The sequence below is a fragment of the Pantoea sp. sgz302252 genome, from assembly GCF_042610525.1.
Classification (GTDB): Bacteria; Pseudomonadota; Gammaproteobacteria; order Enterobacterales; family Enterobacteriaceae; genus Erwinia.
Genome location: NZ_JBHDVM010000002.1, coordinates 355,154 through 372,602, shown reverse-complemented (window position 1 = coordinate 372,602; position 17,449 = coordinate 355,154). Strand labels below are relative to the sequence as shown.

Genomic DNA, 17,449 nt, shown 5'->3' with positions numbered 1-17,449 from the left:
CTTGCCGCGCTTCGCTCTGACAATCTGGCCCTGGCTATCGCTGCCATTTGTTAAGCCAAAGAGAGAAAAGGACATTGTGTTTCTGCGAGGAGCTTCATAGAGTTAAGGAAACCTGAACCTTTCGGAGAAGACCATGATCAGAGTGGAAATGCTGTCCACCGGCGATGAAGTGCTGCACGGGCAAATTGTGGATACCAATGCGGCCTGGTTGGCCGAACTGCTGTTTCAACAGGGATTGCCTATGACCAGCCGTCAGACGGTCGGTGACAGTATGGAAGAGCTGGTCAGCGTGCTGACTGAACGCAGCAAGGTAGCGGACGTGCTGATCGTCAACGGCGGCCTGGGGCCAACCAGTGACGATTTGAGCGCGGCAGCGGCGGCGAAAGCGGCAGGCGTCGGGCTGGTAATGCAGCAGGAGTGGCTGGCGAAAATGGAGGCTTTTTTCGCCGGACGCGGCCGCAAAATGGCCGACAGCAACCGCAAGCAGGCGGAAATCCCGGCGGGCGCAGAGATGATAGATAATCCAATCGGCACGGCGTGCGGCTTTGCGCTGGAGCTAAACCGCTGTTGGATCTTCTTTACGCCGGGCGTGCCGTCAGAATACAAAATGATGGTTGAGCAGCAGATCCTTCCCCGACTTAAAGCCCGTTTCCCGATAGAAGATCCTCCGGTTTGCCTGCGTCTGACGACCTTTGGCCGTGGCGAAAGCGATCTTGCTTCGGAAATCGAGCCGTTGCCGCTGCCGGAAGGCGTGGTGATGGGCTATCGTGCCTCCATGCCGATTATCGAACTGAAACTTAACGGCCCGGCGTCAAAGCTGCCGGAAATGGAGCGGTTCTGGCAGCAGGTGCGTGCCGTAGCTGGTGAAAGCATTATCTTTGAAGGTTCTGAAGGACTGCCCGCGCAGCTGTCGCGTCGTCTGAAAGAGCAAAATTATCGCCTTGCGGTGAGCGAGCAGTTTACTGCCGGGCTGGTGCAATATCAGCTCACTTCCGTACAGGCGCCGCTGGCTGCGGGCAACGTGCTGCCTGCGCAGGCAGAAAGCCTGGAGGAACTGATGCAGAGGGCAAAACAACTCGCTGCAGCGGACAATGCCGAACTGGCACTGGTGATTGGCGGAGAGCGAGACAATCAGCTCGGTTTTGCCCTCTATACGCCGGAAGGCAGCCAGGCGCAGCGGGTGAAATTCAACAATAGCCGCCACGGCCTGAAAGCGCGTCAGGATGTGGTAGCGATGATGGCGCTGAATATGCTGCGCCGCTGGCTGGATGGGTTGGCGGTCGCGGGTGGTCATGGTTGGATAGATGTGGTGGAAACGCGCTCTTCTTAACTATCGGTCGGTTATAAATTTCTCCTGGCCTGCTTGCGTGTCAGCGACAGTAGGTCAGGATAAATAATAAACAAAAACGTCTTGCCGATCCGTCTGAGTTTGTATAAAATTTTGTACAAATCAGCAAGGGGAGCATGCCGATGGAAAAAGAAAAGGATATCGACTGGCGCGGATCTTCTTACGAAGATCTTCTCGCTTTTCCGGATGCAGCAAAAAAAACGGCAGGTTTTGAGCTACACAGATTACAAAATGGCGAATTGCCAACCAACTATAAATGGATAAACAGATGGGGCGCAGGGATTATAGAAATCCGCCTCGAAGAAAACACGGATGCGTTTCGCGTAGTCTGCATTGTTAAGTTTGAGGAGGCTGTTTACGTGCTGCACAGCTTTCAAAAGAAATCACAAAAGACCAGTAAAGAAGATAAAGGCATTATCGAAGCCCGCTATAAAGGCGTGATTGCGGAAAGGAGCAAAAAAAGATGAGCGATAAAATTGATACTAAGTCCCGTCATATCACTAAAGCCGACGGCAACGTTTTCGCCGATCTCGGCTTTGCGCCTGAAGAGGCCGCTTCGCTGCTGGCGCAGTCGCAAGCTGACATTGCCCGCACTAAAGAGATGAAACAGCAAATGATGACGGAGATAGCGCGCTGGATCACCGAGCACGATTACAAACAGGAAATTGCGGCAAAGATGCTGCAGGTCTCGCGCCCGCGCGTATCGGATGTGGTAAATAAAAAAACGCATCTTTTTACGCTCGATGCGCTGGTCAGCATGTTGAGCAATATCGGCAAAAAAGTTCGCCTGGTTATTGAATAAAAAAATCCGTATCCCTTATGGGTACGGATTTACTTTTTCGCTAAAGATGCAGGATCTCTATCTCGATATCGCCTTTGGCCTTGCAGCAGCAGGGCAGGATCTCTCCCGGCTGCACAAAGGCCAGCGGCGTTTCTGCGTAGCTGACTTCACCCCTTACCAGCCGCGTACGGCAGGAGCCGCAGTAGCCTTCACGGCACTGAAACTCTACCTGATAGTTATGCGCTTCCAGCGTCGCCAGCAGGTTAGGGTGATGCTCAGCGCACTCCAGCCGCGTGCCGCAGGCGCTGAGGGTAACAAAGGTTCGCATGCTTACAGCTGGAAGTCGTCGAAGTCGTTTTCGCCTACTTCGGAATCGATCTGGCCAACCAGGTAAGAGCTCACTTCCACTTCCTGCGGCGCAACCTGCACGTTGTCAGAAACCAGCCAGGAGTTGATCCACGGAATAGGGTTAGAGCGGGTTTTAAACGGCAGCTCCAGCCCAACCGCGTTCATGCGGATGTTGGTGATGTACTCGATGTACTGGCAAAGAATATCTTTGTTCAGGCCGATCATCGAGCCGTCGCGGAACAGATATTCTGCCCACTCTTTCTCCTGCTGCGCCGCCAGTACGAACAGATCGTAGCACTCCTGCTGGCACTCTTTGGCGATCTCCGCCATCTCTGGATCGTCTTCGCCGCTGCGCAGCAGATTCAGCATATGCTGAGTGCCGGTCAGGTGCAGCGCTTCGTCGCGGGCGATTAGCTTGATGATTTTGGCGTTGCCTTCCATCAGCTCGCGCTCGGCGAAAGCGAAAGAACAGGCGAAGCTGACATAAAAGCGAATCGCCTCCAGCGCGTTGACGCTCATCAAACAGATATAAAGCTGCTTTTTCAGTTCGCGCAAATTAACAGTGATGCTTTTGCCGTTGACCTGATGCGTGCCTTCGCCCAGCAGATGCCAATAGCTGGTCATCTCAATCAGATCGTCGTAGTAGCCAGAAATATCTTTGGCGCGCGACAGGATCTGCTCGTTGGTAACGATATCATCGAACACAATCGCCGGATCGTTGACGATATTGCGGATGATATGGGTGTAGGAGCGCGAGTGGATGGTTTCAGAAAACGCCCAGGTTTCTACCCAGGTTTCCAGCTCCGGAATCGAAATCAGCGGCAGCAGGGCCACGTTCGGACTACGGCCCTGAATGGAGTCCAGCAGCGTCTGATATTTCAGGTTGCTGATGAAAATATGCTTTTCATGCTCGGGCAGACCCTGATAGTCGATGCGGTCGCGCGAGACGTCCACTTCTTCGGGACGCCAGAAAAAAGAGAGCTGCTTTTCGATCAGCTTTTCGAAAATACCGTATTTCTGCTGGTCGTAGCGGGCAACGTTAACCGACTGACCGAAAAACATCGGTTCGTTCAGCTGATCGTTTTTATTTTGCGAGAACGTGGTGTAAGCCATGACATTATCCAGTGATGAGGGCCGGCAAAACCGACCCGACACATAATCAGGGGGCGAAGTTCGCCCCGCTTTCGTTAAATTTTGCAGGCGCCGCTTTCGCAGCCGTCATCCTGAATGGATGGCGCCAGGTCGTCCTGGGCATCTTCCGCGCCGTCACGGGTGTTCTGGTAATAAAGCGTTTTCACGCCGAACTTATAGGCGGTCAGCAGATCTTTCAGCAGCTGCTTCATCGGCACGCGGCCGTTGGCAAAGCGCGTTGGATCGTAGTTAGTGTTCGACGAGATCGCCTGATCGATAAACTTCTGCATCAGGCCCACCAGCTGCAGATAGCCATCGTTGTTCGGCATATCCCACAGCAGCTCGTACTGATCCTTCAGACGCTCATACTCCGGCACCACCTGGCGCAGAATGCCATCTTTGGAAGCCTTGATGCTGATATGGCCGCGCGGCGGCTCAATGCCATTGGTGGCGTTGGAGATCTGCGAAGAGGTCTCTGACGGCATCAGCGCGGAGAGCGTGGAGTTGCGCAGGCCGTGCGTTTTGATCGCCTCGCGCAGCGCTTCCCAGTCCAGGTGCAGCGGCTCATTGCTGATCGCATCCAGATCTTTCTTGTAGGTATCGATCGGCAAAATGCCTTGCGCATAGGTGGTTTCGTTGAACCACGGGCAGGCGCCTTGCTCCTGGGCCAGCTCGTTAGAGGCCTTCAGCAAATAGTACTGAATGGCTTCAAAAGTTTTGTGCGTCAGGTTATTGGCGCTGCCATCTGAGTAGCGCACGCCGTGCTTCGCCAGATAGTAGGCGAAGTTGATCACGCCGATACCCAGCGTACGGCGGCCCATTGCGCCACGTTTAGCCGCCGGGATTGGGTAATCCTGATAGTCCAGCAGCGCATCCAGCGCACGCACCGCCAGCGTTGCCAGCTCCTGCAGATCGTCCAGGCTCTCGATAGCGCCCAGGTTGAAAGCAGACAGCGTACACAGCGCAATTTCGCCGTTCTCGTCGTTGACGTCCATCAGCGGTTTAGTCGGCAGCGCGATCTCCAGGCAGAGATTAGACTGGCGAACAGGTGCGATAGCCGGATCGAACGGGCTGTGGGTGTTGCAGTGATCCACGTTTTGAATATAGATACGGCCGGTCGAAGCGCGTTCCTGCATCATCAGCGAGAAGAGGTCTACAGCTTTAACGCGCTGTTTACGAATGCTGTCGTCTTTCTCATATTTGGTGTACAGGCGTTCGAACTCATTCTGATCGGCAAAGAAAGCGTCATACAGGCCAGGCACGTCGGACGGGCTGAACAGGGTAATTTCTTCGCCTTTCAGCAAACGGGTATACATCAGCTTGTTGAGCTGCACGCCGTAGTCCATATGACGCACGCGGTTGCCTTCCACGCCGCGGTTGTTCTTCAGCACCAGCAGGCTCTCGACTTCCAGATGCCACATTGGGTAAAACAGCGTGGCCGCGCCGCCGCGTACGCCGCCCTGTGAGCAGGACTTTACCGCCGTCTGGAAATGCTTGTAGAAAGGAATACAGCCAGTGTGGAAAGCCTCGCCGCCGCGGATCGGGCTGCCCAGCGCACGGATGCGGCCAGCGTTGATGCCGATACCGGCACGCTGGGAAACATATTTCACGATAGCGCTGGAGGTCGCGTTAATGGAATCCAGGCTGTCGCCGCACTCGATCAGGACGCAGGAGCTGAACTGGCGGGTTGGGGTACGCACGCCGGACATAATCGGCGTTGGCAGCGAAATTTTAAAAGTGGAAATTGCGTCATAGAAACGTTTTACGTAATCCAGACGCGTCTCACGTGGGTAGCCGGAGAACAGGCAGGCCGCCACCAGAATATAAAGGAACTGTGCGCTCTCGTAGATATCGCCGCTGACGCGGTTCTGCACCAGATATTTGCCTTCCAGCTGCTTCACGGCGGCATAGGAGAAGTTCATATCGCGCCAGTGGTCGATAAAGCCGTCCATCTGCTCGAACTCTTCCGCGCTGTAGTCTTCCAGCAGATGGCGATCGTATTTACCCAGATCGACCATGCGTTTCACCTGATCGTAAAGCTTTGGCGGCTCAAACTGGCCGTAGGCTTTTTTACGCAGGTGGAAGATCGCCAGGCGCGCGGCCATGTATTGGTAGTCCGGCGCGTCGCGGGAGATCAGGTCCGCAGCGGATTTGATGATCGTCTCATGGATATCGGAGGTCTTGATGCCTTCGTAAAACTGAATATGGGAACGCAGTTCAACCTGAGAGACGGAAACGTTTTGCAGCCCTTCTGCAGCCCAGTCAAGCACGCGGTGGATTTTATCCAGATTGATGCGTTCGGTGCGGCCATCGCGTTTAGTGACAAGCAGGCTCTGATTCATGTGGCGGTTTATCCTGTCCGTGAGATCGAAAATATCCCCCGTTTATACACAGAATGCTCAGATGTGAGTAACTCTGTGGATAAACACTATATATAGGGGGTAGGCGAAGTATTGATAACAATATGGTGGTTATTTTAGTAATTTCTCTGCGCTTAACAAGCCTTGACGGCAGGGCGATTTTACTGATCGCTGCCTGGCAATTTTCCTAAGTCCGCGTTTCTCAAGGCCCCAGGTCCTTGTCAACATCCAGGAAAAAAAATTCAAAAATTTGCTGACCGCAGCTTTATTGCTCAGCCTTGAAAAGCGGTGATTTTTTTTGCGCAAAAAGTATACTTCAGATCGTAGAAAAGTCCTGGCGAGCGGTGAAAAAAAGCGCTTAAGAAGGCGGAACAGAAGCCGGGCAAAAGAAGAAAAAGAGATAACCTCAGTAAAAAATAAGCCGCGCTGAACCAGCGCGGCATAGTTAACTTAAGTGAACCCTTAAGAAAGCAAAGTTACTCAGCCGGACAGTGCGTATGCACCATATAGTTAACATCAACGCCAGGCGCCAGCTTGAACTTGTTAGTCAGCGGATTATAGTGCAGGCCGATCATGTGGCGTTCGCGCAGCGGCGTCTCGTCTACCCAGTTCAATAGCTCGCCCGGACGAATAAACTTCTTAATATCGTGCGTGCCGCGTGGCACCATACGCAGTATGTACTCCGCGCCGATCACGGCCATCAGCCAGGATTTGCTGTTGCGGTTTAGCGTAGAGAAGAACACCTCGCCGCCCGGCTTGACCAGTTTGGCGCAGGCATGCACTACGGAGCGCGGGTCCGGCACGTGCTCCAGCATTTCCATACAGGTCACCACGTCATACTGACCAGCGAACTGCTCTGCGTGCTCTTCCACGGTTTGCTGCACATAATTAACTTTAACGCCGCTTTCCAGCGCGTGCAGGCGGGCTATCTCCAGCGGCTCCGCGCCCATATCCAGACCGGTCACTTCTGCGCCTTCACGCGCCATGCTCTCTGCCAGGATGCCGCCACCGCAGCCAACGTCCAGTACCTTTTTACCGAACAGGCCGTCGCTGTGCTGAGCAATATAGCCAAGGCGCAGCGGGTTGATGCGGTGCAGCGGCTTAAACTCGCCTTCCAGATCCCACCAGCGCGACGCGACCGCCTCGAACTTGGCAATTTCCTGATGATCCACGTTAGCCGTGGCGCTGTTTTGCTCTGCCTTCATTGTTTCTGACTCCCTACATGTTTGGCTCCAGTATACATCTTTCTGCAGGTAAGCGGCCTGGAGGATATCAGCGCGCGAATAAAGCGTTCACAACGACGCTTTCCGTTCACCATGGGGCCTAAAGGTGATATACTTTCGCACCTTTAAATCCGGGTATAATTTAGAAGGAAAGCGCCTCCATGAGTGACCTGGCCAGAGAAATCACACCGGTCAATATCGAAGAAGAGCTAAAGAACTCTTACCTTGATTATGCCATGTCGGTCATCGTTGGCCGTGCATTGCCGGACGTCCGCGATGGCCTGAAGCCAGTACACCGTCGCGTGCTCTACGCCATGAACGTGTTGGGCAATGACTGGAATAAACCTTATAAAAAGTCTGCCCGCGTCGTCGGCGACGTTATTGGTAAATATCACCCGCACGGCGACACCGCCGTGTATGACACCATCGTCCGTATGGCGCAGCCGTTCTCGCTGCGCTACATGCTGGTAGATGGTCAGGGCAACTTCGGTTCCGTTGACGGCGACTCCGCCGCGGCAATGCGTTATACCGAAGTGCGCATGTCCAAAATCGCCCATGAGCTGCTGGCAGATCTGGAAAAAGAGACCGTCGATTACGTGCCGAACTATGACGGCACCGAGCAGATCCCGGAAGTAATGCCGACCAAAATCCCGAACCTGCTGGTTAACGGCTCTTCGGGCATCGCCGTAGGTATGGCGACCAATATTCCGCCGCACAACCTGACGGAAGTGATCAACGGCTGCCTGGCCTACATTGAAGACGAAAACATCAGCATCGAAGGGCTGATGGAGCACATTCCTGGGCCAGATTTCCCGACCGCCGCCATCATCAACGGCCGTCGCGGTATTGAAGAAGCCTACCGCACCGGGCGCGGCAAAATTTATATCCGCGCGCGCGGCGAAGTAGAAGTAGATGCCAAAACCGGTCGCGAAACCATTGTCATCCATGAAATTCCTTATCAGGTGAACAAAGCCCGCCTGATCGAGAAAATGGCAGAGCTGGTTAAAGAGAAGCGTCTGGAAGGCATCAGCGCGCTGCGCGACGAATCCGATAAAGACGGCATGCGCATCGTAATTGAAATCAAACGCGATGCGGTCGGCGAAGTGGTGCTCAACAACCTTTACTCGCTGACCCAGCTGCAGACCTCTTTCGGCATCAACATGGTGGCGCTGCATCAGGGCCAGCCGAAAATCATGCCGCTGAAGGATATTCTGGAAGCCTTCGTTCGTCACCGCCGCGAAGTGGTGACACGCCGTACGATCTTTGAGCTGCGCAAAGCACGTGACCGCGCGCATATCCTGGAGGCGCTGGCAATAGCGCTGGCTAACATCGATCCTATTATCGAGCTGATCCGCCGTGCGCCAACGCCAGCGGAAGCCAAAGCGGGTCTGGTAGCGCGCTCCTGGGAGCTGGGCAACGTTTCCGCCATGCTGGAGCGTGCGGGCGATAACGCCGCGCGTCCGGAGTGGCTGGAAGACGAGTTCGGCATCCGCGACGGCCAGTACTACCTGACCGAGCAGCAGGCCCAGGCGATTCTGGATCTGCGTCTGCAGAAGCTGACCGGCCTGGAGCACGAGAAGCTGCTGGACGAGTACAAAGAGCTGCTGGAACAGATCGCTGAGCTGATCCACATCCTGGAAAGTGCCGAGCGCCTGATGGAAGTGATCCGCGAGGAGCTGGAGCTGATCCGCGATCAGTTCGGCGACAAGCGCCGCACCGAGATCACCGCCAACAGCGCCGATATCAATATCGAAGACCTGATCAATCAGGAAGACGTTGTGGTTACGCTGTCTCATCAGGGCTACGTGAAGTATCAGCCGCTGACGGATTACGAAGCGCAGCGCCGCGGTGGCAAAGGCAAATCGGCAGCGCGCATTAAAGAAGAAGACTTTATCGACCGCCTGCTGGTGGCCAACACCCACGATACGATCCTCTGCTTCTCCAGCCGTGGACGTCTCTACTGGATGAAGGTTTATCAGCTGCCGGAAGCAAGCCGTGGCGCGCGAGGACGTCCAATCGTCAACCTGCTGCCGCTGGAAGCGAACGAGCGCATCACTGCGATCCTGCCGGTACGTGAATACGCGGAAGGCTGGAACATCTTTATGGCGACCGCCAGCGGCACCGTGAAGAAAACCGCGCTGACCGAGTTCAGCCGTCCGCGCAGCGCCGGTATTATTGCCGTCAACCTGCGTGAAGACGACGAGCTGATCGGCGTGGCGCTGACCAACGGCAGCGATGAAGCTATGCTCTTCTCTGCGGCAGGTAAAGTGGTACGCTTCGCCGAAAGCGCGGTGCGCGCTATGGGCCGTACCGCATCGGGCGTGCGTGGCATCAAGCTGGCAGAAGGCGATCGCGTAGTGTCACTGATCGTGCCGCGTGATGAGGGCGCAATCCTGACTGTCACGCAGAACGGCTACGGTAAGCGTACCGCCAATAGCGAGTACCCGACCAAATCGCGCGCGACCCAGGGCGTTATCTCCATCAAAGTGACGGAGCGCAACGGCCCGGTTATCGGCGCGGTGCAGGTAGTAGACAGCGATCAGATCATGATGATCACCGATGCCGGCACGCTGGTACGCACCCGCGTATCGGAAGTCAGCGTAGTGGGACGCAACACTCAGGGCGTTATTCTGATCCGTACTGCGGAAGATGAAAACGTAGTGGGTCTGCAGCGCGTGGCCGAGCCGGTAGCGGAAGAAGAGCTGGACGCTATCGACGGCAGCGTGGCAGAAGGTGACGAGGATATCGCGCCGGAAGTAATCGAAGACGATGCGCCGGAAGGCGACGAAGAAGAGTAGCTTCTTCCGTTTTAAGCGCCAGAGGCCGGTTCACTGAACCGGCCTCAGACTGCTGAACCTGAAGCGATGGAGGGCCTGTGGCTGGAGCAAAGCATTACGGGCCATGGACGGCCCGTACTGAGCTGCCACGGACGGCGCTTTTTGCGTCTTTGCGGAAGACACAGGCCCTCCTGAGCAGGCACCAGCATACTTTGTCATCAACCTCAGGCCGGTTCACTGAACCGGCCTTTTTTTATGCGTCGATAAAAAGCTGGAAGACGCTACGCAAGAACGCTACGTAAAACGGACGCGGAAAGAGCGGGCTGCTATACAGGCAGGGCAAACTAAGGAGGGTTGTCATGCAAATTAACATCGAACGCTATTTTTCTGCGCTGACGGGCAGGGGAGAGAGTTATCTGGTTAGTGTACGAAAGCGGGACGGCAAGACGCGGGAATATATTGTGGAGATAAACCCGCTGCATAAAGCAATGCACTTTCTTTTCACCGGAAACTGGACGCAGGAATATGTTGAAAATTTTGCCTGGATGCTGAGCTTTTATCCCCATGATGCGCTATTCTGGCCTGGCGAAGGCGGTCGTTTTGCGCCAGACAGCGCCATGCGTTACACGCGTAAAGAGTTGGAAATGCTGATGGTGCAGGGGATCGGCGCGGCCATAAAGGATTTTTCACGGCGCCGCCAGCCGCTGATGCTGGTAGCGGCGGCGATCCGCGAGAATTTGGGCAGGATGTATCATCGTCTTCTTCTCCGGCATGCAGAGGCGGCCGGTTATTTTTATCATCAATCATACGTGCAGGAGGCTCTATATGTTATTGAGAAAAACAGAGAAAGCGCGCAGCCCGCGCAGCTCAGCAGGCCGACCCGGCAGAGACGAGATTATCGCGCTGTCGCTGGGATGTATGCATGAATATGCGGAAAAGCTGGCCGTGCAGGCGCAACAACAGCGCGATACCACAGCGCAGCGGCTACCGGATGGAGGCTGCGCAGAAAGTTCTTAAGCAGAAGGCCGGTTTTATGCAGAAAACAGCGCGCTGAGGATACGGGCAACTGGCTTTTTTGCGGCTCTGGCGGTACTGTAGCGGGATCGAATTTGTTATTCCGACCAGCCGCCACTGTAGGTTCCGTTTGAAATATTTAGTCTCGTTCAGAACAACGTTAAGGATCTCCCGCTATCTGTTCCGGGCACTGGCACTGATGCTCTGGACGCTGGGCGCGCTGCTGACCACTTTTTATATCATTAACGTCCTGCACGAAAAAGAAGCGCAGGTGCGGCAGGAATTTAACGCCAATTTTGAGCAGGCCCAGTGGTATGTTCGCCATTCGGCAGACGTTACGCGTGAACTGAAGTACATCGCCGAAAACCGGCTTAACGCTTCCGCCAACGGCCTCGACATCCTCAACGGCACATTTACCGGCAAAGCCGCGCCGCCGCAATTTTACCCGCTCTATTCCGATTCAGACTGTAGCGCGATGAGCGATATCTGGCGCAGCTCGCTGGAGTCGCTCAGCTACTTTTTACACTACTGGAAAGCCAATTTCGCCTCTGCCTATGAGCTGAACCGCGTATTTTTTGTCGGCGGCGAAAGCCTGTGCCTGGCGGACTTCGGCGTCGGCAGCGCCACTGCTAATCGTGAGCGGGCGCTGAAATCGCTGCATGAGCGCATCCTTAAATACCGCAACGGCAATGAAGAAGAGCGCAAAAGCAGCTTCTTCTGGATAGCGCCCGCCGGGCCCGGCCAGCCTGGAACAGGCTATTACTATATGGTGACCCCGATTTATGTCGCCAGTAAAATGACAGCGCTGTTGGGCATCGAACAGACCATTCGCCTGGAAGATTTTGTTATTCCCGGCAGCTTTCCGATTGGCGCTACCCTGCTTGATGCCAACGGCCAGCGGGTACTCTTTTCTTCCCGCGCTGACAGCCGCCTGTCGCTGGACGACCTGCCAGATGACAAAACCTGGTTTGGCTATATCAACGGCTATCGGCAGCTGGTGCTGAAAAAAGCGCTGGCGCCTTCTTCCCTGACCATGGTCTATTCGGTAGAGACCAACGAGATGGTCGCAAAGCTGAAAATGCTGATCGTGAATGCGATCCTGCTGAATGTAATCAGCGGCATTATTCTGTTTACGCTCGCCTGGCTGTTTGAAAGACGCATGTTTTTGCCTGCGGAAGATAATGCTCACCGGCTGGAGGAGCACGAGCAGTTTAACCGCAAAATTGTCGCCTCGGCGCCGGTCGGCATCTGTATCCTGCGCACCAGCGACGGCACCAATATTCTCAGCAACGAATTAGCGCATAACTACCTCAGCATGTTGACTCAGGAAGACCGCCAGCGGCTGACCGAAATCATCTGCGGACAACAGGTCAATTTCGTTGACGTGCTGACCGGCAGCAACACCAATTTGCAAATCAGCTTTGTGCACTCGCGTTATCGCAATGAAAACGTGGCGATATGCGTGCTGGTGGATGTCAGCGCGCGTGTGAAAATGGAAGAGTCGCTGCAGGAAATGGCGCAGGCGGCAGAGCAGGCCAGCCAGTCGAAATCGATGTTTCTGGCAACGGTGAGCCACGAGCTGCGTACCCCGCTTTACGGCATTATCGGCAACCTGGATCTGCTGCAAACCCGCGCGTTGCCAAAGGGCGTAGAGTCGCTGGTAACGGCGATGAACAACTCCTCCAGCCTGCTGCTAAAAATCATCAGCGATATTCTCGACTTCTCCAAAATCGAGTCGGAACAGCTGCGCATTGAGCCGCGTGAATTCGCCCCGCGTGAAGTTATTACCCATATCGCCTCCAACTATCTGGCGATGGTGGTCAAAAAACGCCTGACGCTTTGGTGCTTTATCGACAGCGACGTGCCGGTAACCCTGGATGGAGACCCGATTCGCCTGCAGCAGGTCATTTCCAACCTGCTCAACAACGCCATTAAATTCACCCATACCGGCGGTATAATTTTGCAGGCCTACGTTAAAGATGGTTATCTCGCCTTCCGCGTGCGCGATACCGGCGTCGGCATTCCGGCAAAAGAGATTACCCGGCTGTTCGATCCCTTCTTCCAGGTCGGCACCGGCGTACAGCGGAATTTCCAGGGCACCGGGCTGGGTCTGGCGATCTGCGAAAAGCTGATCAATATGATGGACGGCGACATCGAAGTAGATTCCGAGCCCGGCATGGGCAGCCAGTTTATCGTGCGTATCCCGCTCTATAACAGCAAGGTAAAAACGCCCCTGCGCCATGATGGACTGGAGGGGAAAACCTGCTGGCTGGAGCTGCGTAACGAGGCGCTGGCCGCTTTCCTGGAAAAGCTGCTGGGCGAGCATGGACTGAAAGTGCAGCGTCTGCATGAGCAGAGCCGCTGCGAACCGGACGATGTGATCGTAACCGATTACGATTTTCAGACTGAACAACCGCATCGGGCGACCATTCGCTTCGACGGTAGCCACAACGACGGCCCGCAGGAGCTGGCGGCAGGACGCTGGGTCTACGGCACGACCACGCCGCACGAACTGCCAGCGCTGCTGGGGCGCATCTATCGGGTAGAGGTAGAAATGCCGGATGCGTCAGGGCTGTTGCCGGAGACCGAGGAGAAAAGCGTCAGCAACGAGGACATTCTGATTCTGGTGGTGGACGATCATCCGATTAACCGCATGCTGCTTTCCGATCAGCTCGGCTCGCTGGGCTATCGGGTAAAAACGGCGCAGGACGGCGTGGATGCGCTGAACGTGCTGAGCCGCAACGAAATAGATATCGTGCTCACCGATGTGAATATGCCAAATATGGACGGCTATCGCCTGACGCAGCGGCTGCGGCAGCTGGGCCTGACTTTCCCGGTGGTCGGCGTGACCGCCAACGCGCTGGCGGAAGAGAAACAGCGCTGTATGGAAGCGGGCATGGATAACTGTCTCTCCAAGCCGGTTACGCTGGATACATTGCAACAGACGCTGGCATTTTATGCTGAACGGGTCAGGAAAAGCCGGGAAGGGTAATAATTTTAGTTAGCCGCGTGTAAACCTGGCGTCTGAACGGCAAGGGCGTGGGAAGACTGGATTTCAATGCCCTAAAGAAAAAGTCCCGGCCTTGCGGCCAGGACTTTGTCAGCTGTGTAGCGCCAGGCCGTTGCCGGACACTAACAGAACAACAGGCGAGAATTAATCTTTATCGACCGGCATAGTGCTGACCGAAGAAAGATAGTTCAGCAGAGCAATATCATTATCCACGCCCAGCTTCATCATCGCTGATTTCTTCTGGCTACTGATGGTTTTGATGCTGCGGTTCAGCTTTTTGGCAATTTCCGTGACCAGGAAACCTTCGGCGAAAAGACGCAGCACTTCGCTCTCTTTTGGCGACAGGCGCTTGTCGCCGTAGCCGCCCGCGCTGATTTTCTCCAGCAGCTTAGCCACGCTTTCCGGCGTGTATTTCTTGCCTTTTTGCAGGGCGGCCAGCGCTTTCGGCAGATCCGTCGGCGCGCCCTGTTTCAGCACGATCCCTTCGATATCTAAATCCAGCACGGCGCTGAGGATCGCCGGGTTGTTGTTCATCGTCAGTACGATGATCGACAGATCCGGGTAGTGACGTTTGATATATTTAATCAGCGTGATACCGTCGCCGTATTTCTCACCAGGCATCGACAGATCGGTAATCAATACGTTGGCATCCAGCCGGGAAAGACTGTTGATTAAGGCTGTGGAATCTTCGAACTCGCCGACCACGTTGACCCATTCAATCTGTTCGAGTGACTTGCGAATGCCGAACAGAACGATAGGATGGTCGTCAGCAATAATTACGTTCAGGTTGTTCATATTATTGGTTACCTTGCTGCAGCAGTTCGTTGACGTAGCGGTCAATTTCACTGGTGGTATTTTTAATGTTGGAATTGTCGCACTCGGTTATGTGCTGTTCTAACGTTTCACAAAGCTGCTTGCCTGGTGTCAAATTGAGCATGGCAAACACGCCCTTCAGGCGGTGCGCAGTCTGAGCAAGCGAACTCAAGTCCCTTTCTGCCGCCTCATTATACAATCTCTTTACATCATCTGGTACTGTCTCGACAAAGAGCTGGAAATAGCCCGGCGCGAACAGCTGCGCAGGCGCCTCCTCTTCTTCGGGTTCATCCAGGGCCAGCTGAAGCTCAATAAGCTGCAGCAGCGCATCCTGCATGGCGCTGCTGATATTAAAGTTAACCCTGAAGCGATCGCGGGAAAGCGCCGTATAGCCCGCTTCATCATCCGTCAGCAGCAGCGACCAGGCCGTCATGCTGGCCGGATCGTCCGTGAGCAGCACATCGTGATCCTGGCCGGAAAAGCGCTCATCGGGCGTAATGCAGCTGGCGCCCCAGTTTTCCAGCTGGCGCACCACGATCTTTCTTACCTCATCCACGTTGATATCGATTAGCGCCGTCAGGCCTTCCAGTAGCTTCTCTTCCCGATCCTGCTGATGCTCCTGCGGCGCATGTACCTGAATACTGTAGCGGGTGCCAATATCGGGACGCGCGACAATCTCAAGATGGCCGCCAAGCTGCTTGCATAACTGTTTACAAAGGAAAAACGCCAGGCCTGATGCCTGACCAAAACGATCGTGGCTGGTTTCGCCCAGGAAAGGAAAATCGGTGTTGCCCATTTCATCCGTGGTCAATCCGGCGCCGGTATCCACCATTTCAATCGCCAGCCGATCCGGCCGGTCGGCAGGATGGCTGATTTCCAGGGTAATGCGTCCCCAGCTGGTGCTGGTGATGGAGTAATGCAGCAGCGTACTCAGGATTTTATAAATTGCCCGGCGGTCGCCAAAGCGATTTTCGTCGCTGTTAAGGCGATTGCTGACCACCAGCTTCAGGCCTTTGCGACGCAGCGAGGGCAGGGCTTCCGTTACCAGCTCGTCCAGCACGCTTTGCAAATTAAACGCCTCGGCGTCCGGCGCCCAGTCGTGAGTCTCCAGACGATTTAGCAGCACAATATCGTCCACCAGACGTCGTAGCGCCTGCGCTTCCTCCAGCGCATCTTCCAGCCGGTCTCCCGGCTGCGCGGATTCGATAGCCTGCAGTTGGCCAATCACATTAGTCAGCGGGCGATTCAGGGCATGTCCCAGATTTTGCAACAGCTGCTGTCGCGTCTGGTGACTTTTATCCAGCACCTGCTGCGCCTTCTGCAATTTTTTGTTTACCAGCAGCTCACGATCCTGATCGCGCATCATAAAAAGCTGGGTATTGGCGGCCAGCATGCTGCGCGCATGGCGGATTTCATAAACTTCATTATTAACGGTGGCCTGCAACACGCCCTGATGCTGATCGGACATATTGATAATTTTTTGCAGATTGAGGTGCGGCAGCAGATGCTCCGCAATCTTATTGCTGATAATAGTGCGGTTGCTGGCAAAATCGTATACCAGCAGACCAACCGGCAGGCTGGCGACGATCTCATCGTTGAGGATACGCAGCGACTCCAGCTCGGCACTCTGATTTTCACTTGGCCGCAGCGACTGCTGGCGCAGCAGCAGCAGACCGGCCAGCGAAAGCAGCAGCAGCGCAAAATTGGCCAGCAGCGGCCACATCAAATTGCGCAGCGTATCCGTAATTAAACCGAGAACAGGGATGCGGTAGACCAACTGTAACGGCGTGCTGGTCAGCGAAGCGGAAATCTCTACGTTGGGATTCAGCAATGTGACTCTGGTGCTGTGTGCACCCTCACCGTCATCGTCGGCGCTGTTGCTGTTGCTGCTGGTGGTGTCCTGCTTGAGTTGGAAATTCTCCAGCGGCATATTCAGCGGGATAAGATCGTTGATCGGTAAATCGAAGGCGACAACGGTAGCCAGATGTCCCGGCTGGTTAAAGGTGGTGCGCACGGTAAAATAGTGATCGTTTTGCCAGGTGAAACGGCGCAGCGGCGAGAAGCTTTCCCGCTCATCCAGCGCGTTAGCCTGTTGCAGCATCTCTGCGCGGCGCGCATCAACGATGGTGCTAATGGCACTTTCTTTATAGCGCGTCGCCATATCTTTTAACGGCAGAGTAGAGATCAGGATCAAACTGTTGTCCTGGCCATTAAGAAAGTACATAGACCAGGTGCTGTTCTCTGCGCCCCAAAGCGTATCCAGATAGTTGGACATACGCAGCGTCATATCCAGCGTACTGCTGTCATGAGAGCCAAAAATCAGCGACTCGGTTTTACGGCGGGTTTTTTCAAGATAGTAAACGTCAGGACGCAGGCGGCTTTCCTGCAAACTGTTTGGCGGTGAGCCAGCGGCGCTGGCCGCCAAATTTTCATAAATCTGCCAGGTAGCGAAGCGATAAGTATCGATACGCTTTTGCATAGCGTGCGCAACATCCGCCATAGCGTAGCGTTTATCAGTCAACCAGGCATTGACCGCATTGTGGATCATAAATCCTGAAGCCAGCAGCAGGGCCAGAATAAACATCACGAAAAAGCGCGTAACGTTGCCTGAGGTCAAAGGGAATTTATAAGGCATCATAACCGT

12 protein-coding genes are annotated in these 17,449 nt (G+C 54.8%); 6 read left to right on the top strand and 6 right to left on the bottom strand.

The genetic code is table 11. From position 1 onward, the window contains the following. The first annotated feature begins 133 nt into the window (after positions 1 to 133). The 3 genes from ACETPC_RS05560 (at position 134) to ACETPC_RS05550 (ending at position 2,150) form a co-directional block, all read left to right on the top strand. Positions 134 to 1,330 (top strand): nicotinamide mononucleotide deamidase-related protein YfaY, encoded by a 1,197-nt coding sequence (locus ACETPC_RS05560; RefSeq protein WP_380179398.1) that lies wholly within the window; start codon positions 134 to 136, stop codon positions 1,328 to 1,330. A gap of 140 nt (positions 1,331 to 1,470) precedes the next feature. Beyond that, positions 1,471 to 1,815, top strand: a complete 345-nt coding sequence (locus ACETPC_RS05555) for a type II toxin-antitoxin system RelE/ParE family toxin (RefSeq protein WP_380179396.1) — start codon at positions 1,471 to 1,473, stop codon at positions 1,813 to 1,815. Continuing rightward, on the top strand, positions 1,812 to 2,150 hold the full coding sequence (locus tag ACETPC_RS05550; protein ID WP_380179394.1) for a helix-turn-helix domain-containing protein: 339 nt from the start codon (positions 1,812 to 1,814) through the stop codon (positions 2,148 to 2,150). Before ACETPC_RS05555 ends, ACETPC_RS05550 begins: the two co-directional genes overlap by 4 nt. A 40-nt stretch (positions 2,151 to 2,190) precedes the next feature. Here ACETPC_RS05550 and yfaE read toward each other — a convergent pair whose 3' ends face one another. The 4 genes from yfaE to ubiG all read right to left on the bottom strand — a co-directional run bounded on the left by yfaE (position 2,191) and on the right by ubiG (position 7,173). Continuing rightward, positions 2,191 to 2,457, bottom strand: a complete 267-nt coding sequence (gene yfaE, locus ACETPC_RS05545) for a class I ribonucleotide reductase maintenance protein YfaE (protein ID WP_380179392.1) — start codon at positions 2,455 to 2,457, stop codon at positions 2,191 to 2,193. 2 nt (positions 2,458 to 2,459) lie between these two features. Then, a complete protein-coding gene (gene nrdB, locus ACETPC_RS05540; protein ID WP_380179390.1) occupies positions 2,460 to 3,590 on the bottom strand; it encodes a class Ia ribonucleoside-diphosphate reductase subunit beta in 1,131 nt (376 codons plus the stop codon). 74 nt (positions 3,591 to 3,664) lie between these two features. Continuing rightward, on the bottom strand, positions 3,665 to 5,950 hold the full coding sequence (gene nrdA, locus ACETPC_RS05535) for a class 1a ribonucleoside-diphosphate reductase subunit alpha (RefSeq protein ID WP_380179388.1): 2,286 nt from the start codon (positions 5,948 to 5,950) through the stop codon (positions 3,665 to 3,667). 494 nt (positions 5,951 to 6,444) lie between these two features. Further along, on the bottom strand, positions 6,445 to 7,173 hold the full coding sequence (gene ubiG, locus ACETPC_RS05530; protein ID WP_380179386.1) for a bifunctional 2-polyprenyl-6-hydroxyphenol methylase/3-demethylubiquinol 3-O-methyltransferase UbiG: 729 nt from the start codon (positions 7,171 to 7,173) through the stop codon (positions 6,445 to 6,447). 179 nt (positions 7,174 to 7,352) lie between these two features. Between ubiG and gyrA the strand changes: the two genes are divergently transcribed. From gyrA to rcsC, 3 genes are all read left to right on the top strand, one after another. After that, positions 7,353 to 9,989: a DNA topoisomerase (ATP-hydrolyzing) subunit A gene (gene gyrA, locus ACETPC_RS05525; protein WP_380179384.1), complete on the top strand. Its 2,637-nt coding sequence runs from the start codon at positions 7,353 to 7,355 to the stop codon at positions 9,987 to 9,989. 338 nt (positions 9,990 to 10,327) lie between these two features. Then, entirely contained in the window at positions 10,328 to 10,894 is a 567-nt protein-coding gene (locus ACETPC_RS05520) for a hypothetical protein (RefSeq protein ID WP_380179382.1), read from the top strand. Positions 10,895 to 11,112: 218 nt separating this feature from the next. Beyond that, entirely contained in the window at positions 11,113 to 13,974 is a 2,862-nt protein-coding gene (gene rcsC / locus ACETPC_RS05515; protein ID WP_380179380.1) for a two-component system sensor histidine kinase RcsC, read from the top strand. A 162-nt stretch (positions 13,975 to 14,136) separates the two neighbouring features. Here rcsC and rcsB read toward each other — a convergent pair whose 3' ends face one another. Beyond that, the gene (rcsB, locus tag ACETPC_RS05510) at positions 14,137 to 14,787 is read right to left on the bottom strand and encodes a response regulator transcription factor RcsB (protein WP_380179378.1); all 651 of its coding nucleotides are present in this window, start codon (positions 14,785 to 14,787) and stop codon (positions 14,137 to 14,139) included. A 1-nt stretch (position 14,788) separates the two neighbouring features. Beyond that, positions 14,789 to 17,443, bottom strand: coding sequence for a phosphotransferase RcsD (rcsD, locus tag ACETPC_RS05505; RefSeq protein ID WP_380179375.1), 2,655 nt, complete (start codon positions 17,441 to 17,443; stop codon positions 14,789 to 14,791). Between the last annotated feature and the right edge of the window lie 6 nt (positions 17,444 to 17,449).

Coding starts and splice junctions, on each gene's coding strand:
- ACETPC_RS05560 (WP_380179398.1), top strand. CDS start 134: ATGATCAGAGTGGAAATGCTGTCCACCGGCGATGAAGTGCTGCACGGG.
- ACETPC_RS05555 (WP_380179396.1), top strand. CDS start 1,471: ATGGAAAAAGAAAAGGATATCGACTGGCGCGGATCTTCTTACGAAGAT.
- ACETPC_RS05550 (WP_380179394.1), top strand. CDS start 1,812: ATGAGCGATAAAATTGATACTAAGTCCCGTCATATCACTAAAGCCGAC.
- yfaE (WP_380179392.1), bottom strand. CDS start 2,457: ATGCGAACCTTTGTTACCCTCAGCGCCTGCGGCACGCGGCTGGAGTGC.
- nrdB (WP_380179390.1), bottom strand. CDS start 3,590: ATGGCTTACACCACGTTCTCGCAAAATAAAAACGATCAGCTGAACGAA.
- nrdA (WP_380179388.1), bottom strand. CDS start 5,950: ATGAATCAGAGCCTGCTTGTCACTAAACGCGATGGCCGCACCGAACGC.
- ubiG (WP_380179386.1), bottom strand. CDS start 7,173: ATGAAGGCAGAGCAAAACAGCGCCACGGCTAACGTGGATCATCAGGAA.
- gyrA (WP_380179384.1), top strand. CDS start 7,353: ATGAGTGACCTGGCCAGAGAAATCACACCGGTCAATATCGAAGAAGAG.
- ACETPC_RS05520 (WP_380179382.1), top strand. CDS start 10,328: ATGCAAATTAACATCGAACGCTATTTTTCTGCGCTGACGGGCAGGGGA.
- rcsB (WP_380179378.1), bottom strand. CDS start 14,787: ATGAACAACCTGAACGTAATTATTGCTGACGACCATCCTATCGTTCTG.
- rcsD (WP_380179375.1), bottom strand. CDS start 17,443: ATGATGCCTTATAAATTCCCTTTGACCTCAGGCAACGTTACGCGCTTT.